Source organism: Tessaracoccus luoxuelianae (genome assembly GCF_054483915.1).
In genome coordinates, this window is record NZ_CM137013.1 from 881,694 (window position 1) to 903,564 (window position 21,871).

22 protein-coding genes are annotated in these 21,871 nt (G+C 67.6%); 7 read left to right on the forward strand and 15 right to left on the reverse strand.

Annotation, left to right across the window (positions count from 1 at the left end):
• Window position 1: 1 nt before the first annotated feature.
• The 3 genes from ACX1D1_RS03660 to istA form a co-directional block, all read right to left on the reverse strand.
• Window positions 2-1,273, reverse strand: a complete 1,272-nt coding sequence (locus ACX1D1_RS03660) for an ATP-binding protein (RefSeq protein ID WP_459055964.1) — start codon at window positions 1,271-1,273, stop codon at window positions 2-4.
• A gap of 453 nt (window positions 1,274-1,726) precedes the next feature.
• Window positions 1,727-2,524, reverse strand: a complete 798-nt coding sequence (istB, locus tag ACX1D1_RS03665) for an IS21-like element helper ATPase IstB (RefSeq protein WP_291918600.1) — start codon at window positions 2,522-2,524, stop codon at window positions 1,727-1,729.
• Window positions 2,521-4,047 carry an IS21 family transposase gene (istA, locus tag ACX1D1_RS03670; RefSeq protein ID WP_459054235.1) on the reverse strand — a complete coding sequence of 509 codons (1,527 nt, stop codon included), beginning with the start codon at window positions 4,045-4,047 and terminating at the stop codon, window positions 2,521-2,523. Before istA ends, istB begins: the two co-directional genes overlap by 4 nt.
• Window positions 4,048-4,978: 931 nt before the next feature.
• On the opposite strand from istA, the gene ACX1D1_RS03675 reads away from it, so the two are divergent.
• Window positions 4,979-6,382 carry a dihydrolipoyl dehydrogenase family protein gene (locus ACX1D1_RS03675; RefSeq protein WP_459055965.1) on the forward strand — a complete coding sequence of 468 codons (1,404 nt, stop codon included), beginning with the start codon at window positions 4,979-4,981 and terminating at the stop codon, window positions 6,380-6,382.
• Window positions 6,383-6,413: 31 nt separating this feature from the next.
• On the opposite strand, the gene ACX1D1_RS03680 is transcribed toward ACX1D1_RS03675, so the two are convergent.
• Window positions 6,414-6,659, reverse strand: coding sequence for a hypothetical protein (locus tag ACX1D1_RS03680; protein WP_459055966.1), 246 nt, complete (start codon window positions 6,657-6,659; stop codon window positions 6,414-6,416).
• A 252-nt stretch (window positions 6,660-6,911) separates the two neighbouring features.
• Here ACX1D1_RS03680 and ACX1D1_RS03685 point away from each other — a divergent pair, with 252 nt between their 5' ends.
• Window positions 6,912-8,495 (forward strand): SDR family NAD(P)-dependent oxidoreductase, encoded by a 1,584-nt coding sequence (locus ACX1D1_RS03685; protein ID WP_459055967.1) that lies wholly within the window; start codon window positions 6,912-6,914, stop codon window positions 8,493-8,495.
• An 83-nt stretch (window positions 8,496-8,578) separates the two neighbouring features.
• Here ACX1D1_RS03685 and ACX1D1_RS03690 read toward each other — a convergent pair whose 3' ends face one another.
• From ACX1D1_RS03690 to ACX1D1_RS03720, 7 genes are all read right to left on the reverse strand, one after another.
• A complete protein-coding gene (locus ACX1D1_RS03690) occupies window positions 8,579-9,055 on the reverse strand; it encodes a DUF4143 domain-containing protein (protein WP_459055968.1) in 477 nt (158 codons plus the stop codon).
• Window positions 9,056-9,442: 387 nt separating this feature from the next.
• Window positions 9,443-10,270: an SLC5/6 family protein gene (locus ACX1D1_RS03695; RefSeq protein ID WP_459055969.1), complete on the reverse strand. Its 828-nt coding sequence runs from the start codon at window positions 10,268-10,270 to the stop codon at window positions 9,443-9,445.
• A gap of 587 nt (window positions 10,271-10,857) precedes the next feature.
• On the reverse strand, window positions 10,858-12,237 hold the full coding sequence (locus ACX1D1_RS03700) for an L-serine ammonia-lyase (RefSeq protein ID WP_459055970.1): 1,380 nt from the start codon (window positions 12,235-12,237) through the stop codon (window positions 10,858-10,860).
• A gap of 202 nt (window positions 12,238-12,439) precedes the next feature.
• Window positions 12,440-13,366: a LysR family transcriptional regulator gene (locus ACX1D1_RS03705; protein ID WP_459055971.1), complete on the reverse strand. Its 927-nt coding sequence runs from the start codon at window positions 13,364-13,366 to the stop codon at window positions 12,440-12,442.
• A gap of 299 nt (window positions 13,367-13,665) precedes the next feature.
• Window positions 13,666-14,307 carry a DUF305 domain-containing protein gene (locus ACX1D1_RS03710; protein ID WP_459055972.1) on the reverse strand — a complete coding sequence of 214 codons (642 nt, stop codon included), beginning with the start codon at window positions 14,305-14,307 and terminating at the stop codon, window positions 13,666-13,668.
• A 90-nt stretch (window positions 14,308-14,397) separates the two neighbouring features.
• A complete protein-coding gene (locus tag ACX1D1_RS03715) occupies window positions 14,398-15,543 on the reverse strand; it encodes a sensor histidine kinase (protein ID WP_459055973.1) in 1,146 nt (381 codons plus the stop codon).
• Entirely contained in the window at window positions 15,540-16,247 is a 708-nt protein-coding gene (locus tag ACX1D1_RS03720) for a response regulator transcription factor (protein WP_459055974.1), read from the reverse strand. The genes ACX1D1_RS03715 and ACX1D1_RS03720 overlap by 4 nt, the downstream gene beginning before the upstream one ends.
• A 122-nt stretch (window positions 16,248-16,369) precedes the next feature.
• On the opposite strand from ACX1D1_RS03720, the gene ACX1D1_RS03725 reads away from it, so the two are divergent.
• Genes ACX1D1_RS03725 through ACX1D1_RS03735 form a run of 3 tightly spaced genes read left to right on the forward strand, consistent with a single transcriptional unit; the run spans window position 16,370 to window position 18,254 of the window.
• On the forward strand, window positions 16,370-16,672 hold the full coding sequence (locus ACX1D1_RS03725) for a glutaredoxin (protein WP_459055975.1): 303 nt from the start codon (window positions 16,370-16,372) through the stop codon (window positions 16,670-16,672).
• Window positions 16,672-17,637: a cytochrome c biogenesis CcdA family protein gene (locus ACX1D1_RS03730; RefSeq protein ID WP_459055976.1), complete on the forward strand. Its 966-nt coding sequence runs from the start codon at window positions 16,672-16,674 to the stop codon at window positions 17,635-17,637. The genes ACX1D1_RS03725 and ACX1D1_RS03730 overlap by 1 nt, the downstream gene beginning before the upstream one ends.
• Complete coding sequence (locus tag ACX1D1_RS03735; RefSeq protein ID WP_459055977.1) at window positions 17,634-18,254, forward strand: peroxiredoxin family protein; 621 nt, start codon at window positions 17,634-17,636, stop codon at window positions 18,252-18,254. Before ACX1D1_RS03730 ends, ACX1D1_RS03735 begins: the two co-directional genes overlap by 4 nt.
• 53 nt (window positions 18,255-18,307) lie before the next feature.
• Here the strand turns inward: ACX1D1_RS03735 and ACX1D1_RS03740 are convergent, their stop codons facing one another.
• A complete protein-coding gene (locus tag ACX1D1_RS03740) occupies window positions 18,308-18,808 on the reverse strand; it encodes a DUF305 domain-containing protein (RefSeq protein ID WP_220489469.1) in 501 nt (166 codons plus the stop codon).
• Between the two features lie 78 nt (window positions 18,809-18,886).
• A complete protein-coding gene (locus ACX1D1_RS03745) occupies window positions 18,887-19,807 on the reverse strand; it encodes a cation diffusion facilitator family transporter (RefSeq protein ID WP_459055978.1) in 921 nt (306 codons plus the stop codon).
• Between the two features lie 292 nt (window positions 19,808-20,099).
• Here ACX1D1_RS03745 and ACX1D1_RS03750 point away from each other — a divergent pair, with 292 nt between their 5' ends.
• Window positions 20,100-20,633 carry a CueP family metal-binding protein gene (locus tag ACX1D1_RS03750; RefSeq protein ID WP_459055979.1) on the forward strand — a complete coding sequence of 178 codons (534 nt, stop codon included), beginning with the start codon at window positions 20,100-20,102 and terminating at the stop codon, window positions 20,631-20,633.
• 29 nt (window positions 20,634-20,662) lie between these two features.
• On the opposite strand, the gene ACX1D1_RS03755 is transcribed toward ACX1D1_RS03750, so the two are convergent.
• Window positions 20,663-20,872, reverse strand: coding sequence for a hypothetical protein (locus ACX1D1_RS03755; RefSeq protein WP_459055980.1), 210 nt, complete (start codon window positions 20,870-20,872; stop codon window positions 20,663-20,665).
• Window positions 20,873-21,229: 357 nt separating this feature from the next.
• On the opposite strand from ACX1D1_RS03755, the gene ACX1D1_RS03760 reads away from it, so the two are divergent.
• Window positions 21,230-21,358, forward strand: coding sequence for a hypothetical protein (locus ACX1D1_RS03760; RefSeq protein WP_459055981.1), 129 nt, complete (start codon window positions 21,230-21,232; stop codon window positions 21,356-21,358).
• Between the two features lie 76 nt (window positions 21,359-21,434).
• On the opposite strand, the gene ACX1D1_RS03765 is transcribed toward ACX1D1_RS03760, so the two are convergent.
• Complete coding sequence (locus tag ACX1D1_RS03765) at window positions 21,435-21,605, reverse strand: hypothetical protein (RefSeq protein WP_459055982.1); 171 nt, start codon at window positions 21,603-21,605, stop codon at window positions 21,435-21,437.
• Window positions 21,606-21,871 lie beyond the last annotated feature (266 nt).

Genomic DNA, 21,871 nt, shown 5'->3' on the forward strand with positions numbered 1-21,871 from the left:
GTCAGGGCCCGAGGAGTGCGAGGGGGACGATGGCGATGCCGTCGGGGCGGCGGTAGGCGTGTTGGCCGGTGTTGATGATCATCCGGTCGACGAGGCGGTCGCCGAGTTGTTGACCGAGCCAGTTGAGGTGTTCGACGTCGGCGGGTCTGATGGTGTCGGTGAGTTTGACTTCGATCGCGACCGTGGAGCGGTCTGGCGCCTCGATGATGAGGTCGATTTCGTGGTTTGTGTTCTTGGTGCGCAGGTGCCCGATGCGGGCGTCGGTTGCTTCGGCGTAGACGCGCACTGATTGGGCGGCCAGGGACTCGAACAGTGCCCCGAGCCAGGTGCCGGTGGCGGCGTGGACGCGGTTGCCCTGTCCGCGGAGCAGGCCGGCCTTGCCGACGCCAATGAGGCGGGCGGCCAGGGCGGGGTCGACCAGGTGGTGTTTGGGGGAGTGGGTGAGTCGCTTCAGGGGCGCGAACGCGGGCGTCCATGCCTCGATGGGGTCGAGCAGGAAGATCCGTTGGAGGTGTTGGCGGTAGATGTCTGCGGTTTGCCTGGCGGGTTTGTCGCCCTCGCCTGGGGTGGCGGCCGCCAGGATGGTGGCGTAGGTGGCGTCGGTGGCTGTCGCGGCGGCGTAGGCCGTCAGCCACGCCCGCAGGGCTGCGGGACGCCGGACGTTCACGCCGCTGTCGGGCAGCTCCCGGTCGACGATGCGGGTGAGGTAGCTGTCGAGTTGGACCTGTCGGGCGCGTTCGGGCAGGTCGCGGATCCCGGGGAACCCGGACCGGAGGATCTCGTCGGTGTAGCCGGGCAGGTCCACTGGTGAGGTCCCGGTGATCGTAGGCCGGCTCCCGGTGAGCATGTCGCGCAGGGACACGCATGGTTCGGCCACACCGCGCTCGCTGAACGTCAGTGGCCGCATCGTCAGGCTGACGATGCGGCCGGCCCCGGAGTGCACCCGCACCCCGGGTGCCACCGCGGCGGAACCGGCGAGCAGGAAGCGGCCTCCGGTGGGGTCGTCGTCGACCGCACGCCGGACCCGGTCCCACACGTCGGGTTCGAGTTGCCACTCGTCGAGGAGTAGCGGGCCGGGGACTTCGGTGACAAGGTCCAGATGGCTGGTCACGGCTGTTCGCTCGTTGGGGTTGTTGAGCGACAACACCGTGGTGACCCGCTGGGTGGCGGTCGCGGTCTTGCCCACGCCCTTGGCTCCCTCGAGGGCGATGGCGGCCAGGTGAGGGAAGAGGTCGTCGAGGCTCTTGTCCACGATCCTGCGTCGATAATCCACGCCGCTGACTCTAACAGGTGGGCAACCTTCTATCTAACAACTCGACGCTTGGATAACTAACATCTGGACACCCCAGGGGATCGTCCTGTCGTCAAAGGGTGGTCGCGACGCCCCGTCCGGCGACCCGGCCCTCCGATGCTGAGTTCGGCGGACGGGGACGACCTGAAGCGGCAGTCTCCTGGTGGCTTCGCAGCCCCCTGTCCGCGAGGAGGAGCAGGAGCCCGTTGGGGGGGTATGTCGCGTTCGCTACCCGCCGCAAGGAGGAGGCCATGAACCCCGAGCGCCACCGCCCCGTCACCGGGACGGGATTGTGGCTCCAATGTCAAGGGCCACTGGTTTCTGCCCGGAGGCGGACATGAAACCTGCCCGGTGACGGTCACGAGATGTGCCCGGTGGTGGCCATGGGATCTGCCCCTGGGGGGTTGTTGGCCATCCACCTCGGTCGAGGCTGGGTTAGTGCAAGGGGGTCACCCCCCGGCCGGCGAGGGCTTGGGTGAGTCGGACGCTGTCGCCGCTGGTTTGGCAGACGTGGGCGTGGTGGAGGAGCCGGTCGACGGTGGCGGTGGCCAGGGTTTTGGGCATGAGTTCGTCGAAGCCGGCGGGGTGCAGGTTGGAGCTGATCGCGACGGAGCGTTTCTCGTAGGCGGCGTCGACCAAGCGGTAGAGGCCCTCGGCGGCGTCGTGGGACACGGGTAGCAGGCCGATGTCGTCGACGACGACCAGGTCGGCGCGCAGGATCCGGGCGATGGCTTTCGACACGGTGTCGTCGGCGCGGTGCCGGCGTAGCAGCAGGCCGAGGTCTTCGAGGGTGAACCAGGCGACGCGGAGTCCTTGTTCGACAGCCAGGTGGCCGAGTGCTTCGAGGAAGAACGTCTTCCCGGTGCCGGAGGGGCCGCAGACGACGAGGTTCTCCCGCCGGCCGACCCATTCCAGGGTCCGCAGTGCTTGTTGGGTGGGGGCCGGGATCGAGGATGCTGTGTCCTGCCAGGCGTCGAAGGTTTTGCCGGTGGGGAACCCGGCGGCGGTCCGGCGGGTGGCCAGCGCGGAGCGTTCCCTTCCGGTGACCTCCTCGACGAGGAGGGCTTTGACGACTTCGGCGGGGTCCCAGCGTTGCGCTCGGGCGGTGGCGAGGATGTCAGGTGCTGCGGTGCGCATGTAGGGCAACCGCATCCGGCGCAGCAACGCTTCCAGGTCGGCCGGTAGCGGCGGGGCGACCGGAACCCCAGCCACCGGGGCGCTCTGGCCGGTCATGAGGCGATCTCCTCGGGGTTGGTGGTGCCGTAGGTGGCCCAGCCGCGGGTGCCTTGGGTCAGGGACTGGTCCTCGCTGGCCTGCAGCTGTGTCGGGTTCGGTCTGCTGCGGTGGTGGTCGAGGATGGAGGCGAGGTCGGCCTCGGCGAAGCGGCCGTGGACGGCGGCATGTCCCAATGCCCAGTCGACGTCGGCGGGGTTGAACAGGCGTGCCAGCTGGACCGCGGCGGCCATCTTGACTCGCATCTTCCCGGTGCCCGCGGCGGCGGCCTCGACCAGCCAGATCCGCGCCCCTTCACCCAGGGCGAGGAACTCGCTGTCAGCCACCGACTTGGGTGTGGGGGTCCGTTCCAGGGCGCCGGCTGGTGCGGGCGGGAAGTGCGTGTCGTCGAGCATCGGCGTGCCGGGGGTCGCGCGTCGGTGGCGGGCGACCTCGACCGGGCCCGCGGCGTCGAGGTGGGTGATCACGATCTGCTCATCCGCGCCGCGGCCGTGGACGCGGACCCAGACCGTGGCCCCGCAGAGCCGGTGAGGGACGGAGTACTGGCCGTGTTCGAAGTTCACCATCGGCGTGTTGTCCGGCACCACCCTCGTGGTCCCGAACGCGACCGTGAACGGCGCCGCCGCGACAGGATGCAACCGTGGGCGTTCCTCGGCCAGCATCTCGACCGGGGCCCGTCGGGTGACCCGATGCGGGCGGGCGTTGACCATCTCACCAAACGCTTCGCAGGCGGCTTCGAGGTCGGCGAACGTGTCGTAGGCGTCGCGCAGGTTCGCGTCGGTGGGCACCAGGTCGGCCTTCGCGAGCTTCACCGATGATTCGGTGCCACCCTTCGACGCGGGATCGGCCGGCCGACACGTATGAACGGTCACCGCGTAATGGGAAGCGAAGGCGACCAGCTGCTGATTCCGGACCGGGATCCCGGCGATGTGCTCGCTGGTGACGGTCTTCTCGTTGTCGGTCAACACATACGTCGGGACGCCCCCGATCCGGCGGAACGTGACATCCAAGGCGGCGAACACCGAGGGCAGGGTCTTGTCCCGCAGCGGCAGCACCACCCGGAATCTCGACCACGCGACCCAGGCGACGAACAGGACCGTCTTGACCCCGTCGATCAACGGCCCGTCGCCGTAGTCGTACTGCAACCACATCCCCGGCTCGGTCACCCACGGCCGATGGACCCTGCGGTTCCCGACCCGGAACGCGGTCTTCGCGGCCGCGACCGCGCGGCGGGTGGTGCGCTCCGAGCCGGTGTAGCCCAGCCACTCCAGCTTCTGGTGGACCCTGTCGGCGCGGACCTTCCCCTTCGACCGCTCGACCCACTCCTCGACCTTGTCCAGGTAGTCGTCGATCAACTGAGGCCGGCGGGCCGTCCCCGACGGCGGGCCACCCAGCTTGTCGCGGGCCTCCACATAGCGTTTCACCGTGTGATGAGAACACCCCACCAACTCGGCAGAATCACGCAACGACCCAGTCAGATCGTAAGCATCCAAGATTTCCATGATTTCCTCGGCAGACTTCAAGATGTCCCTTCCCCGGGTGACGAACAGTGCTTCAGCACCACTCATCGCACTCGAGGAAGGGACGCCGACCGCGGACGCGGCCAGGCAACGGATGTCGTGTCGGGCAGATCCCATGGCCACCACCGGGCAGATTTCATGACCGCCAGCGGGCAACTACATGACCGTCACTGGGCATTTTTCCGTGTCCGCCGACACTCCAAGGGCCCGACGTCCACGGGGTCCTGCGGCGACGCGGGCAAGTCGTATGCAGAGATCGTCGAGACTGTGGGAGGGATGACATGGAGGCCGTCGCTGTCACATGCGTGGTTGCCCGAGGGCTCGTGGACGCCTGGGAGGCACTCTCGCTAAGCCTGCCTGGTCCGAGCCGCCCCGCTGTCAGTGTTGCGGTGAACGCCGTGTGCGTTGTGGGCCGCGACGCTGGGCGGCCGTCGGCCTATGCTGAAGGCAGCCATCGCCGCGAGATCACGCGGCTTTGGGTCCGGTGCTATTCCCCACGCATTCCCCCGGCAAGGTGACGAAGTGGCAATCAATCCGCATAAGTCCTTGTCAGGGGGTCATTATCGGCTGACAGAAGAGGGCTTCAACTCCTCTCTCGCGCACAGAAAGTGCCTCTGACTAGGGCAAATACTGGGAATCGGCGAGAGGTGAAACCTCTCGCCGATTCACTGTCTCTGGGTGCTGGTTCGCCTTTGGCGACGGGTGACACCCGGGGACACGGTCCCGCTTGCCGCCAAGGACAGGCTCCTTGCCTGGTTGGGGGGCTCATTCCCCACGGGTTCCCCACGGTGGTGATGCCGGACGGCGAGGACCGCTTGCCGCGGGATTGGCAGGCGAGAATGCGGCCGGCGACCGATCACTTGGTTGCGCCGATTAACCTTGGGCAAAGCACGCCGCAGGCACCTAAGCGGCAGCCCGAGCGCTGGGAGGCGCGATGACCGACCATTTCGACATCGTCGTGATTGGGGCGGGCCCGGCCGGCACAGCGGCCGCGCTCCGGGCGGCCGAGCTGGGTGCGAAAGTGGCCGTCATCGAGGGCGACCGCACCGGCGGAACCTGCGTGAACACGGGCTGCGTTCCGACCCGCGTTCTCGCGAAGGCGGCGCGGATGATGCGGGAGATCCGCACCGCCGAGGCGTACGGGATCGAAGTCGAGCAGCATCCGCTTGACTGGTCGACCACCGTCGCGCGCGTTCAGGAGCGGGTGGACCGGGTGCGCTCCGTCAAGCGTGAGGCGGAGCGGTTCAACGACGCCGGAATCGAGCTCGTGCTCGAGGGCAGGGCGAGGTTCACGGATGCTCACACCGTGGTGGTCGCGTCGGGCCGACGCCTCACCGCCGACGCCTTCATCGTCGGTGTGGGCGGTCACTCTCGCCGGCTCCCGGTGCCTGGGGCAGAGCTCGCGACCGTGCCCGACGAGGTGCTCACGCTGCAGGAGCTCCCCGGCCGGGTAGCCATCATCGGCGCCGGAAATACCGGTGCTCAACTCGCCACGATTTTCAGCTCGTTCGGCTCGCAGGTCACCCTCCTTGACGTCGCGCCGCGCATCCTGATGGCATCCGATGCCCTCATCGCCGAGCATGTTTCACGCGCGTTCGTCGAGCAGGGCATGACTGTGCGCACCGGAATCGACACGATTGCCGGACTCGTGCGCGCCGCGGATGGCTCCATCACCCTGCTCTGGAGCGAGGACGGACGGCCGGAGTCGAGCGGCTTCGACGCCGTGATCATGGCGACGGGATGGCCGGCGGATGTCGATGACCTGGGGCTCGATGCGGCGGGGATAGAGGTGGTGAAGTCCGCAATACCGGTCGACGGGTACTTCCGCAGCGTGGTGCCGCACATCTTCGCGGTCGGTGATGCGAACGGGCGCGACATGCTCGTGCAGGCCGCGCAGTTTGAGGGGGAGGTCGCCGCGGAGAACGCCGTGCTCGACACCAACCGCCGCACCCCGCGTCACCTGTTGCCGGCTGGCGGATTCACCGATCCCGACTATGCCGGCGTCGGCTTCACCGAAGAGCAGGCGCGCGAGCGCGACGCCGAGTGCGTCGTGTGGGTCTTCCCCTATACGGCACTCGATCGGGCGGTGATCGACGACCGTGAGCGCGGATTCCTGAAGCTCATTTCCGATAGGAGGCGCGAGCTCATCCTCGGCGCGCACGCCGTGGGCGAGAACGCGGTGGAGGTCATCCAGTCGGTGACAACGGCGATGGCGGCAGGAATCGACGTGGCGACTCTCGCCGGCGTGAAGTTCGCCTACCCCACCTACAGTGCGGTGATCGGAATGGCGGCCCGTAGTCTGCTCGCTGACAAAACGAAGTCCGAACCCTTCGAGTGAACCCTGCATCCATTCGCCGGCGCGGAACCTGTCATGGTGGATGAGGCCCTCTCGGACTTGGTCCGGTTCGCGCACCGTCGATCACCCCGACGACGTCGGTGACCTTGGCCACCAGGTCGGGGTCGGTGGAGAACTTGAACGTCTCCTTCAACGATGCGGCCACGATCTTGAGGTGGTCGATCCGGCGGGGCCGGCCGCTACGCGCCAGATCATCCAGACCCGTCATGCCCAGCTCGGAGTAGCGGGTGCGCCACTGCAACACGGTCACTTTCGACATCGCCATCCCGCGCGGCAGGCAGCCGGTCACCCTCCAGCATGCACCGATTGCCTGACTCCGCTTCGATCCTGACACCGTCGGCCTCGGGGCAGGTCGATGACCCAGGCGCGCTCGTCGGTGAAGGGTCCCTATGCCTGGATGGGGGTATCGGGCTGATGCTGTCCCCTGTCGACAGCTCTGCGTCCCCGGCTTACCACGCCGATGCGGGGCCGTGGAAGAGCCCGCGGACGAGCCCTGAGTAGGCTGGGCGCCGTGTCGATTCCATCAGCGCCTGAGCCAATTTCAGCACCCTCCTCGGCTGCGGTCGGCAGCGGAGTCGACGCAGACGACCTGGCCGCGACATTGCGGGTCTTGCGCATCATCCACGAGCTCGATGAGGCCCACCCCGATTTCGTGGCCGTCCGGCAGGCGACCAGCAGGATGTTCAAGGCGGTCAAGCACCACCGCCGAGGCGTCAGGCGAGCGGCGATCCAGGACAACGACAAGGCGATCGTCGCCGGGACAGCCACTGGGGCACCCGACCGCATCGATGACGAGACGCGGGGACTGGCGCTCACGTCAGGCGTCGAGGCGCCGACGGCCGGGACGCTCATGAAGGCCCGGCCCTGCTACATCTGCAAGCAGCGGTACACGCTGGTGGACGCGTTCTACCATCAGCTCTGCCCCGCGTGTGCGGCCATGAGTCATATCAAGCGTGGGGCGCGGACGGATCTGGTCGGCAAGCGGGCGCTGCTGACCGGCGGTCGGGCCAAGATCGGCATGCACATCGCGCTCCGGTTGCTGCGCGATGGCGCCCACACCACGATCACCACCCGATTCCCGCGTGACGCGGTGCGACGCTTCGCGGCGATGCCTGACGCCGCCGACTGGCTGCATCGACTGCATGTGGTCGGCATCGACCTGCGTGATCCGTCCCAGGTCATCGCATTGGCCGACGCGGTGGCCGCTCGGGGCCCGCTGGACATCCTGATCAACAACGCGGCACAGACCGTACGACGCTCGGCCGGTTCCTACGCGCCCCTCGTCGACGCCGAGTCGATCCCGGTCCCGGACGGACTGTGGCCCGAAGGACAAGGCCCAGAACTCCTGACGTTCGGGCACACACGAGACCTGCATCCTCTGGCGCTGGCCGAGTCGGTCAAGGCGCACCCGCTGCTCGCGGCGGCGGACGCCGCGGTCACCGGCTCTGCCGCCACTCACGCGGATGCCGAGGCCGCGGCCCGCCACGCCCAGCGCCTGACAGACATGGCTCTGGCTCCGGGCTCGTCGTCGCTGGCGCGTCTGGCCGACGGCTCAGCGATCGACGCGGGAGGGCTCGTTCCCGACCTTCACGACTCGAACAGCTGGGTCCAGGGCGTCGGCGAGGTGGACGCGCTCGAGATGCTCGAGGTGCAGCTCTGCAACGAGACGGCGCCGTTCATCCTCATCAGCCGCCTGCGGCCGCGCCTGGCCGAGGCGGCGAGAAGCGTGGCGAGTGGTCCGGCCCGGGCGTACGTGGTCAACGTGTCAGCGATGGAGGGGGTCTTCGCGCGCGGCTACAAGGGTCCCGGCCATCCGCACACCAACATGGCGAAGGCGGCGGTCAACATGCTGACCCGGACGAGCGCGCGGGAGCTGTTCGAGTCCGACGGCATCCTGATGACCAGCGTCGACACCGGCTGGATCACCGACGAGCGCCCGCACCCCACGAAAGTTCGGCTCGCCGAGGAGGGCTTCCATGCGCCCTTGGATCTGGTCGACGGAGCCGCTCGGGTCTACGACCCGATCGTCCGCGGGCAGGCCGGCGACGACCTGTTCGGCGTCTTCCTGAAGGACTACGCGCCCTCAGGTTGGTAGGCCACGCTCGACAAGGACTCCGCCAGATCGGTTTCGGCATTCTGTTCCCGCCGCGGGCATGCCAGGGCGGCCCTCCCTGGCCGTCATCGTTCGCGGGCCTCCAGTGCCGCCCGGGCGTGTTCAGGCCACCACATTGGCGCCGGTCCCTCGGACGACCACCCACATGTCAGCATCTGCTTGAGGTCATGGCCAGCGGTGTGCCGTCGTTCATGGCCCGAGGAGTGCGAGGGGAACGATGGCGATGCCGTCGGGGCGGCGGTAGGCGAGTTGTTCGGCCAGCCAGTGAGGTGCTCGACGTCGGCGGGTCTGATGGTGTCGGTGAGTTTGACCTCGATCGCGACCGTGGAGCGGTCTGCCGCCTCGACGATCAGGTCGATCTCGTGGTCGGTGTTCTTGGTGCGCAGGTGCCCGGCGCGGGCGTCGGTTGCTTCGGCGTAGACGCGGACCGATTGGGCGGCCAGCGACTCGACCAGTGCCCCTAGCCAGGTGCCGGTCGCGGCATGGACGCGGCTGCCCTGGCCGCGGAGCAGCCCGGCCTTGCCGACGCCGACGAGGCGCACAGCCCGGGCGGGGGACCAGATGGTGCTTGGGGGCGTGCGTGAGTCGCTCCAGTGGCGCGAACGCGGGCGTCCATGCCTCGATGGGGTCGAACAGGAAGATCCGTTGGAGGTGCTGGCGGTAGATGTCGGCGGTCTGCCGGGCTGGCCCCGCTCACTGAGCGTCAGCGGCCGCATTGTCAGGCCGACGATCCGGCCCGCCCCCGAGTGCACCCGCACCCCGGGTGCCACCTCGGCCGAACCGGCCAGCAGGAAGCGGCCTCCTAGATCTGATGCCGGCTACGACACCAGATCTACCAATGAGGTAGCCCAACGCGTGTGACTGCCGCGACCCGGAAACCCCTCGCTCCTGACACCACTGGTCGACGGTGCGCCAAGGAGCGCGACCGGTCAGCGGAACAGGCTGAGCAGGATGCCGCCCACCGCGATGACCCCCGTCACCACGACGAAGACGTTCGTGAGGCGGCCACGGTACCTGGCCAGCGCCGGCACCCTGCTGATCGCGTACATCGGCATGAGGAAGAGCACGATCGCGATCACGGGACCGGACAGCGACTCGATCATCGAGAGGATGCTCGGGTTCAGGACCGCCGCGGCCCACGTGGTGAGGAAGATGAACGCCGCGATCGTGAGCTTCAGGGTCCGGTCGCTGATCTTCGAGCCGTCATGGTCGACGAAGCCCCTCACGATCCCCGCCGCGCCCTCGGCCGCGCCGAGGTAGTGGCCGAAGAAGGACGAGCAGATCGCGGCGATGGCCACGGCCGGTCCGAGGTAGGTGATGAAGGGGTTGCCGTGCACGTTGGCGACGTAGGCGAGGATGGGAAGGTTGGCCGCCCGCGCCTCGGCGAGGCCGGAGGGGCCGAGGCTGAGCGCGCTGGACCAGACGAAGCCCATCGCGAACAGGACCAGCAGGATGGTGGTGCGCTTGAGGATCACGGAGGCCTTATCCGACGCGTGAATCCCGTAGCGCTCCTTCATGGCGAGGGAGAACTGGGAGATGGCCGGCGAGTGATTGAACGCGAACACGAGGACCGGGATCACCATCCATACCGACATCGTCAGGTCGGCCATGGCGGGCAGTTGGAGCATGGAGGCGTCGAGCTGCCAACTCGGGATCAGGTAGAGCGTGATGCCCGTGAGCATGAGGATGAGCGGGTACACGAGCCACTCCGTGACCATGAGCATGATGCGCTGACCAGCCACCATGACGAGCATCATGAGTCCGATCAGAATCCCCGATAGTAGCCAGCGGGGAGGGGACTGCCAGGCCCATCTGGTTGACGATCACGCTGTCGACGGTGTTCGTGATGCCGATGCCGTAGATGAGGACGATGCCGTAGATGAGGACGATGGGGTAGATGGCTGCGAAGTAGAACAGGGTCACGACCTTGCCGGCCCTGTCGCCGAAGAAGTCACGCACCACCACGGTGATGTCGTCGCCCGGCCGGCGTGAGGCGCACACCATGCGCGACAGCGCGCGGTGTGCCAGGTAGGTCATCGGGCCGATGAGCACCGTCACGATGAGGAGGGGCCAGAGGCCTCCCGCGCCCGCGTTGATGGGAAGGAACAGGATCCCGGCGCCGATGGCGGTGCCGAACAGGCTGATCATCCAGCCGGTATCGAACTTCTTCCAGGCGAGGGGGTCGCGGCGGGTCATGTGCTCGTCGTGAAGGGCGGCGGGGGGGGGGGGGGGGGGGCGCCGTCTCAGGTGCGGCTTGAATCGTAGACAACATTGTCTGCATGGCGGGTTCCTTGGTAGGTAGTGGCGGTCGTGTTCCGGGGATCGTGCGCGCGCGGGAGACGGGTCAACACGCGGTGTAGCTGACGGCGAGGCCGCCCTGTGAGGTTTCCTTGTACGCGGTCTTCATGTCGGCGCCGGTGACGCGCATGGTGAGGACGGCGGCGTCGAGGGAGATCTGGTGCTCGCCGTCGCCACGAAGACTGATGCGGGCCGCGTTGATCGCCTTCATGCTGGCGACTGCGTTGCGTTCGATGCAGGGCACCTGCACGAGGCCGCCGACTGGGTCGCACGTCAGGCCGAGGTTGTGTTCGATGCCGATCTCGGCGGCGTTTTCGACCTGGGCGGGCGTTCCGCCCAGCACCTCGCACAGGCCCGCGGCAGCCATGGAGCAGGCCGAGCCGACCTCGCCCTGGCAGCCGACCTCAGCGCCCGAGATCGAGGCATTCGTCTTGAAGAGGATGCCGACGGCGGCCGCCGTCAGGAGAAAACGGATCACGCCTTCCTCGTCGGCGCCGGGGACAAAGGCGCGGTAGTAGTGCAGGACCGCGGGGATGATGCCCGCGGCACCGTTCGTGGGGGCTGTTACCACCCTGCCGCCGGACGCGTTCTCCTCGTTCACCGCGAGGGCGTAGAGGTTCACCCAGTCCATGGCGCGGAGCGGGTCGGAGGTCTCGCCCTCGGCCACGAGCTCGGCGAAGAGGCGGGGAGCCCGACGGCGGACGCGGAGGCCACCGGGCAGGAGCTCCTCCGTCCTGTGGCACCCGTTGGTGACGCACTCCTGCATGACCGACCAGATCTCGAGCAGGCGGGCCCGGGTCTCGCTCTCCGGACGCCACGCCTCTTCATTGGCCAGCATGACGTCGCTGATTGACAGACCTTCGCGGGCGCAGATCTGCAACAACTCTGCGGCGCTGGAGAACGGGTAACGAACCGTCACGTCGTTCTCGACCAGGGTGCTGTCGCGGGCCACGGCATCCGGATCCACGACGAAACCGCCGCCCACCGAGTAGTAGATGCGCTCGAGGAGGAGTCCGCCCTCCCGATCCAGGGCGACGAAGGACATACCGTTCGGGTGCCCGGGGAGCGATCGGCGCATGTGCATGACGAGGTCGCGCGAGTACTCGAACATCAGCGGCCGGACCCCGCCGAGCAGCAGTGACCCACGCCGGATGGCGTGGTCGACGCGGGCGTCCACCGTGGCGGTGTCAACCGTCTCGGGATCCTCACCGAGCAGGCCCAGGATGACGGCCTTGTCGGAGCCGTGGCCGCGGCCGGTCAGCGCCAGTGACCCGAACAGTTCGGCGCACACGCGGTCGACTCGTTCGGTGAGGCCCAGCGTGTCCAACTCGCGCACGAACATCCGGGCGGCACGCATGGGCCCCACGGTGTGGGACGAGGAGGGGCCGATGCCGATGGAGAAGAGATCCAACGCACTGAGGGTCATGGCAGCACCTATCGCCGGGCGTCAGCCCGGTAGGGAAACAATCGATGAAAGACGCTTTCTCAGGTCGTGGGAACCCGGCGCGGTTCCCTCTCTCTGGCGCCTGTATCAAAGGTAAATCGCGCCCGCCCCTGCGTCCATCGCGAAGGTGCGAACAGCTTGTTCAGTGCCGCTTAAAGGGGCCCCCCGTGCGGGTGGGCCTTCTTCAGGAAGATGGTGCTTCGTGCCGTCGGGCCCCCGCCTTGTACAGCGTCCGGGTGGCCGCGCGCAGTTCCTTGATCACCGCGCGCACAGCAGGGGTCAGGCCGCTGGTCCGCGTGAGGACGAGGACGTCGCGGCTGCAGGTCGGCTCCAGTCGCCGGACCAGGAGATCCTCGGTCTCCCGGCCCAGATTCAGTTCGCTCATGAGCGCGACGCCACACCCGGCCCGAACCAGCCCCAGCATCGCGATGAGATTGCTGCAATGCCCCATGACCCGCGGCTCGAACCCAGCGGCGCGGCACAGCGCGCGCGTGAACACCTCGAATGCGCTGCCTTCGGAGTCGAACACCCAGCGCTCGTCGGCGAGATCCTCCAGCCGGATCGGGGCGGCGGGCATGGATTCGTAGTCGGCCGGCAGGCAGAGCACGATCTCGTCTCTGGCGAGGACCGAGCTCACGACCCCGTCGAACCGGACATCGTGGAGGTCGTCAACCACGGCGACGTCGATGTCCCCCGACCGAAGCCGGGCCACGCTCTCCACCGGCTCCATGTCGCGGACGACGGTCTCCAACGCCGGGTACGCGCGCCGCAGAGCGATCAGGGCCTGCGGCAGGATCGTGCTGCAGAAGCTCGGGAAGGTGCTGATCGCAACAGTCCCCCGAACATCGGTGTGATAGAGCGACAGACTGGTCTCCGCAGCCTCGACCGCCGCGGAAATCTCGCGGTAGTGGGCCACCAACGCCTTGCCGGCCTCGTTGAGCCGCACGCGGCGCCCGACGCGCTCGAGCAGGGGCAGCGACACTTCGCGCTCGAGCAGCGTCATCTGCTGGCTGATTGCCGACGTGGACATGTGGAGCCGGGTGGCGGCGGCTGTCATCGTCCCCTCGGCCTCGAGGGCGGCAAGGATCTGGAGGCGTCTCAGGTCCAGCATGGCCTCACCGTCTCACGCCTCGGGCGTCGCAGGGGGTAAGAATGCGAGTTCGTCAGATGGCCCGGACCTCCTATACGCAGGCTTGGCGCGTGAGCCTACTGATCGCCCAGCGCCAGGGTCAGGGTGATGAAGCTGTGTGGGGGTAGTTCGATGTCGAGGTGGCCGTCGGTGGGGGCGGTGGTGGGGAGGTCAACGGGGGCGACGGTGTTGGGGCTTGGGCGGTGTTGTGGTCGGTGATGGTTGGGGCGGTGAGGATGCGTCCTGTGATGTTGGTGACGGTGCGGCTGCCCGGGTTCTGGTCAGAGGCCGGTGAGCAGCTCCTGCATCTCGGTGATCTCGGCCTGCTGGTCGGCGATGATCTTCTCGGCCAGCGCCACCGCGTCGGGGTTCTGACCCTCAGCGACTTGCTGCTCGGACATCTCGATGGCGCCCTCGTGGTGGGCGATCATGGCCTCGAGGAACGTCAGATCGAACTCGGCGCCAGACAAGGCGTCGAGTTGGGCCATCATCTCTTCCTGGCTCATTCCGTCCATGTCCATGCCGCCCATGTCCATGCCGCCATGGTCGTCGGGGGAGACGTCTTCACCCCACGTACTCAGCCATGCGGTCATCTCGTCGATCTCCGGGCCCTGGGCCTCGGCGATCCGCTCGGCGAGCGCGACAACCTCGGGGGTTTCCGCTCGCTCGATCGCCAGCTGAGACATTTCGATGGCGCCCTCGTGATGGATGATCATCATCTGCGCGAAGGTGGTGTCCTGGTCGTTGTGGTCGGCGGCGACGTCCGACGAGGCGCTCGCTGACGCCGTCCCTAAGGCCGTGGTGGTCCCTGTCGGTGAGGTGGTCGCGGCCGGGGGAGTTGCGCTCTGGTCTGCGCAGGCCGCCAGGGTGGCCGTCAGGACCAGCCCTGCCAGCGTGGCGGTGATCCGCTTCGTGCGTGACATGTGTACGTGCTCCGTTCCTGGCCGACGGGGGTCGCCGGTCCTTGATCTCGAGGCTATGAACGCTCAGCTCTCGATCCAACCCATGGAGGGTCAAGAATCGATCAAGACACGCTCCGGTTCCGGCGCGTTGGCGAGGGGGAGGGTGAGAGTGAAGGTTGAGCCGTGTCCGGGGCCAGGGCTGGTTGCGGTCAGCGAGCCGCCGTGGGCCAGGGCGAGGCTGCGGGCGATGGTCAGCCCAATCCCGGAGCCGCCCGCGTCGCGGGCGCGGGCCGTGTCGGCGCGGTAGAACCGTTCGAACACCTTCGTGAGCTGTTCTGGGGTGAGGCCGTCACCGGTGTCGGTGACCGTGATCACCACCTCATCCCTGGATTCGCGTGCGCTGACGCGCACGGTTCCCCCGGCGGGAGTGTGCCGCAGCGCATTGTCCAGCAGGTTGCCCAGGATCTGACCGACCCGCTGCGGATCCGCTGCCACGAGGCCCTGGTGAGAGTCCGCAGACAACACGACTCCCTTGGCCTCGTATCGGGTGGCGACGGTGGCGACGGCGGGCTCGATGAGCTCCCAGACCGGCTGGGCCTGGGTGTCGAGGGTGAATCGGCCTTCCTCGGCGCGGGATACGTCGTCGAGGTCGGCGGCGATCCTCTTGAGCCGCGCGGCCTGGAGGGTGAGCAGCTGTTGGCTGTCGTGGTCCCAGGGGACCACGTCGTCGATGACGGCCTCCAGCTCAGCGGTCAGGGTGGCCAGGGGCGTGCGGAGCTCGTGTGCCACGTCGGAGAGAAGCCGCCGTCTGCTGGTCTCGGTGGAGTCCAGGCGGCTCGCCATGTCGTTGAATGCGTCGGCGACGGCGTTGAACTCGGGACTGGTCGCGGTGTCTGGGACGCGCGCCTTGTAGTCGCCTGCCTCGACCAGGGCCGAGGCGGCGGTCAGCTCCTCCAGGGGGCGGCGCAGCCGCCTGGTCTCCAGCCAGGCCAGGCCGATAGCCAGCGTGAGTGCCACCACCAGTCCGATGCCCAGCGATCTGACGCCGGCCTCCAGGAACGCCTGCTCCACATGCCCCATCTCGGCGGTTCCGTCCAGGTGTCCCAGTTGCTGCAGGTGCTCGTGGAACAGCGGAGGCCCGACCACCACCGCGACCAGGGCCGCTGTGATCACACCGACCGCCACCACCAGCGCCTGGGTGAGGAACGTCCGCGTGCCCCACCGCATCCGGCCGACGTAGCCGCGCAGTCTCATCATCGTCCTGGTCCCATCCGGTATCCGACCCCGCGGACGGTGAGGATGTAGCGCGGCTCCGCGGGCGGGTCGTCGAGTTTCTTGCGCAGGTTCGCCACATGCACGTCGACGACGTGATCGTCGCCGACCCAGCCCGGGCCCCACACCGCGTCGATGATCTGCCGCCTGCTCAGAGCCATGTTTGGCCGGGCCGACAGTGCGTCGAGGATGTCGAACTCGGTGCGGGTCAGCCCCACCTGCTGGTCGTCGACCCAGACGTCGCGGCCTTCCGCGTCCACCCGCAGCCGTCCGAACTCGCGCGGCGCGGCCGGCTGTGTGCCGTGGGTCTGGCGGCGCGGGCGTCTCAGCACGGTGTTGACGCGGGCGACGAGCTCGCGGGGGCTGAACGGCTTGGTCAGGTAGTCATCGGCTCCCACCGACAAACCGATCAGTTTGTCGACCTCGTCGGCCCGGGCGGTCAGCATCAGGATGTAGCAGTCTGAGAACAACCGGATCTGGCGGCACACCTCGATCCCGTCGATGCCGGGCAGACCCAGATCAAGAATGATGACCTCGGGATCCAGGTCCTGCGCCGAGCGGACCCCGTCCGGGCCGGTGTAGGCCAATGCGGTCTCGAAGCCTGCCTTGTTGAGGTAGGAGGCGACGATCCCTGCCAGCGGGCGCTCGTCGTCGATCACCAACACACTCGACCTGCGGGGCTCAGCCATACAGCCATTATTGACTCACCCCGCAGGCCAACCCACCCCCTCACTGCGCTGGGGGAGTGTTCTTGGCCGAACCTTGACCCGGGCTGAATCGTTCCCTGATGAGGAGGGTTGAGGCTGGGGCTGTGAACGAGATCCAGGCGCCCACCCCGCCGACCGCACCGACCCAGGTGGTGAACGTCACTTTGGTGACCACCCCCGCCTGCCACTTCTGTGACGACGCCCACGAGCGTCTCGATGCCCTCGACCGCGCGGGTCTGCTCCGGCTCACGACGGTCCCGGCGGAGTCACCGCACGGTCTTGCCCTGATCGCCGAGCACCATCCGGGCATGTTCCCCCTGACCCTGGTGGCGGGGCGCTACTTCCACGACGGCAGGATCCCGCGCGGCAAGCTGGCGCGGCTCGTCGACCACCTTGGTTCCCGCTGATGGGCGCCGACCTGCTCAGCGCCGGCGGGATCCTGGCGGCGTTCCTCGCCGGCGGCGTCGCGCTGTTCGCCCCGTGCTGCATCGTCTTCCTCGCCCCCAGCTATCTGGCCGCGGCGGCGAAGAACCGCCGCTGGCGCCTGATCCCGCTGACCTTCGTGTTCGCCGCCGGCCTGGCGGCGGTCCTGGTTCCGATCACCATGGGGGTGAGCCTGATCGCCGGCGCCATCGCCATGTACCACGTGGTCCTGTACTGGGCCGGTGGGCTGCTGATGATCGGTCTTGGCCTGTTGGCGCTGTCGGGGGCGATGTGGTCCATGCCGTCTTTTCTCCGGGCACCGGACACCGCACGCGGGGACACCGCCACCTTCTTCAGCCTCGGCGTGTTCTCCGGCATCGCCTCCAGCTGCTGCGCACCGGTCCTGGCCGGCGTGATGACGCTGTCGGCGCTGTCCGGCTCACCCGTCGGCGGGCTGGTGCTCGGTCTGGCCTACGTGTTCGGGATGGTGATCCCGCTGTTCGTGATGGCGCTGCTGTGGGACAAGCGTCCTGGGCGGATGCGCAGCCTCCGCGCCAAGTCCATCCGCATCAACGTGGGCCGCTTCACGCTGGCCACCAATACTGTCAACCTCGCGGTCGCCGTCGGGTTCGTGATCATGGGGATCCTCGTGATCGGCCAGGCCGGCGCCACCGAGATGACCGGCGCCGACGCCCCGCTGGTCGGCATGGGCGCCTGGCTCTCCGACGTCTTCGCCTGGCTGATCGCGATCACGGCCCCCATCCCCGAAGCCGTCCTCGGGCTCGCGCTTCTCGCACTGGTGGCCGTGTTCGTCGTCGCCACCCTCAGAGACCGCCGCAGACACGAGCAGCCCGCGATCGTCCATGACGGCTGCGACACCGACCCCACCCCGACCGCCGCGCCTGAGGATACCGGCGCACCGACCGTCACCTCCCAGGAGCCCCGATGACCCCCACCGCCCCGGCACCCTCCCGACGCGAGCAACTCAGAACCCGGCAGCAGGCCGAGACGCAGCGCGACACGAAGCGGCTCACCTGGACCCGGGTCGTCGGCGGAGCAGTGACGCTGATCGTGGCGGCAGTCGTCGGTTATGGGCTGTGGACCGCCATCCCCGAACAGGGCGACACCCAGCGCCTCGCCCCCGACTTCACCCTCACCACCACAGCCGGCACCTCGGTGACCCTCAGCGACCTGCGCCCCAACCCGGTGCTCATCTACTTCAACGAAGGCGCCGGCTGCGCCTCCTGCACCATGCAGATGGCCGAGATCGAGAAGAACCCCGGATTCGCCGAGGCGGGCATCGAGGTACTGCCCATCGTCATGAACACCGCCGAGCAGATCCTGCCCGACATGCAGCAGTTCGGCGTGACCACCCCGTATCTGCTCGACGACGGCACCGTGTCCAAGGCCTACGACGTCCTCGACAAGGGCATGCACCCCGGGCTGCCCGGACACGGCTTCGTGCTCATCGACGGCGACGGCGTCCAACGCTGGTACGGCAACTACCCCTCCATGTGGCTCGACCCGCAGGAACTCCTCAACGAGGTCACTACGCGACTGCGGTGAAGTCACTGGATGGGACGTGTCGTTCGGTCCGAGTGCCCCGAGGCGGATTCAACTCACTGGTACCGCTTGAGGATCTCCTTCATCTGGGCGATCTCCCTCTCCTGCGCCTCGACGATCTCGCTGCAGAGCTGTTCGATCTCAGGATCGGTGATGGTGGCCTCCTGGCACACCAGGATGGCGCGCGAGTGGTGCGGAATCATGGAGGTGAGGAATCCCTCGTCGCCTACCCCCACCTCGTTGCGGCCCATGAAGAATGCGGCAAGAAACAGCGCCAGGAACCCGACGAGCAGGATGATGTTGAGGGTCTTGTTCTTGAGCATCGACCACATGCCGACCGTCATCAGCACCGCCATGGCGGCCACCATGAGGACGGCCATGTAGAGGTTGCTGGGATTGAAGTAGAAGTGGTCGAGGCTGCGGACCATAGACATGCTGAGTGCCCACATCAGTCCCAGGTTGACCAGGAGAATCGCCCCGAACTTCCAGTACATCGCATGCGAGTGCTTGTCCTTCCCGCTGTCCTCGGTGTGGTGTCGCGGTGCGTCGCTTGTCATGGCGGCTCCTTCCCTTCACTTCACCCATACCCACATCCTTGCGATTCCAAACCCACGCCACGTCGGGCAGACCGGGTCTCAGTGGTGAGAGCTGCGTTCCAGTGCGCTGTGGGAGGGGGTCTCGATCTGGAAGGTGGAGTGTTCGACGCTGACGTCGAAGTGTTCGGCGACGCAGGTTTGGAGGTCTCGCAGTTCCTGGGAGACGTGGCCCTGGGTGAAGCAGGTTTCTTCGACGACGACGTGGGCTGTGAGGACGGGTAGCCCGGTGGCGATGGTGGAGGCGTGCAGGTCGTGCACGCCGATCACGTGCGGGACCTGGAGGATGTGTCCGCGGACGTCGTCGAGGTTCAGGCCTCTGGGGGTGGATTCGAGCAGGATCCCACCGGCTTCCTTGAGGATCGTGATCGCGCGGGGGACGATCAGGGCGGCGATCAGCATCCCGGCGATGGCGTCGATGCGGGTCCATCCGGTGAGCGAGATGACGATCGCGCTGATGATGACGGCGACGGATCCGAGGGCGTCGTTGACCACTTCGAGGAACGCGGCACGCATGTTGAGGTTCGCGGCGCGGCCTGCGCCCAGGACAAGCATGGCGACGATGTTGCCGACGAGTCCGACGATCCCGAACACGAGCAGCCCGCCGGCGGTGACCTCTGCCGGGTCGAAGAGCCGGCGGACGCCTTCGATGAAGGCGTAGATGCCGACGGCGAGGAGGATCGCGGACTGGGCGCCGGCGGCCAGCACCTCTGCGCGACGGTAACCCCAGGTCCGCTCCGGTGTGGGTGGCCGCAGGGCCAGGGAGGCGGCGATCAGTGCCATCAGCAGGCCGGAGGCGTCGGTGAGCATGTGCCCGGCGTCGACGAGGAGGGCGAGGCTGTTGGTCCACCATGCGCCGATGACCTCGGCGATCAGGATGGTGGCGGTGATCCCGAACGCGATCGCCAGCCTGGTCCGGTTGGTCTCCGGACTCGCGTGGGTGTGGTCGTGGGTGTCGCTCATGCCTGGGCCTCCGCGTGACGATGGTAGCGGTGGAGCGCTTGTCACAGGAAGCCCCGCCACCTCGGGATCTTCTTGATCTGATCTTGACCAAGCATGCGACTGGCGCACTCAGTGGTTGGGGCATGCTGGTTGGACGACCTGTCCGAAACGGTGCCGCGGAACGCCGCGGAGACCTGGACTTCCTTGAACACTTCGCCTTCTGGAGATACTCATGCGCCGCATTCAACTGACCGTTCGCATCGCTGTGCCGCTCGCGGCCGTCCTGGCTCTGTCGGCTTGCATAACCCCGGAGGTGGCTGAGTCCCCGAGAGATCCCGCGTCGGCGGCGGCGCCGAGTGTCGGGGTGGGGGAGGCGAGGACGTTCCTCGCGGCGTACGGGCTTGAGGGGAAGAGCGGCGCCGAGGTTGTGGAGGCGCTGGACCAACTCGACGCTCAGCGCCCGTTGCCGCTGGCTGGATCGGTGCGCTACGACGAGGTGCTCCTCAGCGACGGCACCACGGAGGCCGCGCTGCCCCTCGACGAAGACCAGTTCTACCTGTCGATGGCGCCGTACGAGACCGCCACGCACGAGTGCTACTTCCACAACCTCGGCACGTGCCAAGGGGAGCTGGCAGACGTCGAGGTGCGCGTGATGATCACCACCGATTCGGGGGAGGTCCTCATTGACGAGGACGCGACCACCTACGCCAACGGGTTTGTCGGCTTCTGGATTCCGAAGGACGTCGAGGGCACCGTCGTCGTCACCAAGGACGGAAAGCGCGCCGAGAGCCGCTTCTCCTCCGATGCCGAGGGCCCCACCTGCCTGACCACGCTGCAGCTTCTGTAGTCCTGGGCGGAGAGGCGGCTGTGGATTGGTCAGGAGTGGTGAGCCTCCATCCCGGCGAATCCCTGGTGCATGCCAGGGTTGCAGGCGCCGTCAAAGCCCATGTCTGATTGGGCCATCATTCGAACGTGGTCGGCGAACTCACGTCCGGTTGGCTCGACTGCTCCCGCTGTGGTGGCGGTCATCGCGACGAGTGCCGCGGCGGCGGCGGCGAGGGCAGCGATCTTGCGCGTGGTGATCATAGTGGTCTCCTTGATTGAGGTGCCTCCCGTGAGGCCGGTAAGACCACTGTCCCCCGACTATGTATGGATCTGATCAACTCTCGCCTCCGCTTCGATCAAGAAGTTGAGGCCGGGTCAGCGCGCCCGGCCCCCGGTGGTCGAGCCCTTGGCCTCGCACCACCCAGGCGTGGTCCCCGATCGGCGGCATCACGTCCTACTACGACGTGCCCAAGAAGAGTTTCGACGAGCCCGTGCTCCTCGCCATCGGTGAGAAGCACGGCAAATCCGCCGCTCAGGTCATGCTCCGCTGGCACATCCAGAAGGGGGTGCAGGTCATCCCAAGTCCACGAAGGCGGCTTGGAACGCCGAGAACTTCACGTGTTCGACTTCGAGCTCCCCGCCAACGAGATCGCGCCGATCGACGCCCTCGACACCGGCGTCCGCGGCGGCCCCGAGCCGGACTTCATCCCCCTGGACAACTTCGGCGTGCCAATCCCCGAGGCCTGATGGCCCGCGGGCGCGAGCACCCTCGCGCCCGCAGTGGCCGCCGGTCACACCACGTTGAGGGGGAGGGGCGACGAAGCTAGAGGAACGTGGTGCCGAAGGCGATCAGGTCGCGGTTTCCCTCATCGAAGCCGTAGTACCGCCGCTTCCCGCAGCGCGCGCACTGCTGATGGGTGGGCTTCCCATCCTCCGTGTTGTGATGGGTAAGGAACCGATGCCTACCGATCCGGCACAGCAGCCTCATGGACATTGCAGCCTCCTCCTCGGCGATGCATTTCGAGCTTTGGCGCAGTGAGCGCCAGCCGCACAGCGGATTCGCCACCTGGGGGGATGGTAATTCTTGCGCATCGCCCACACCATCGGCTCCCGTGACAATACGTTGACGGCTACGAGGTGGAAGCGGTGCAGCGTTTCAGCGGCCCGGTATATGCCCAAGCAGAAGCGGGCTGGCAGCGACGAGGGGGTGCGCTCACGCTTCCGGACCAGCGCCACCCGGCATGCCCAATTCGTCTCGCC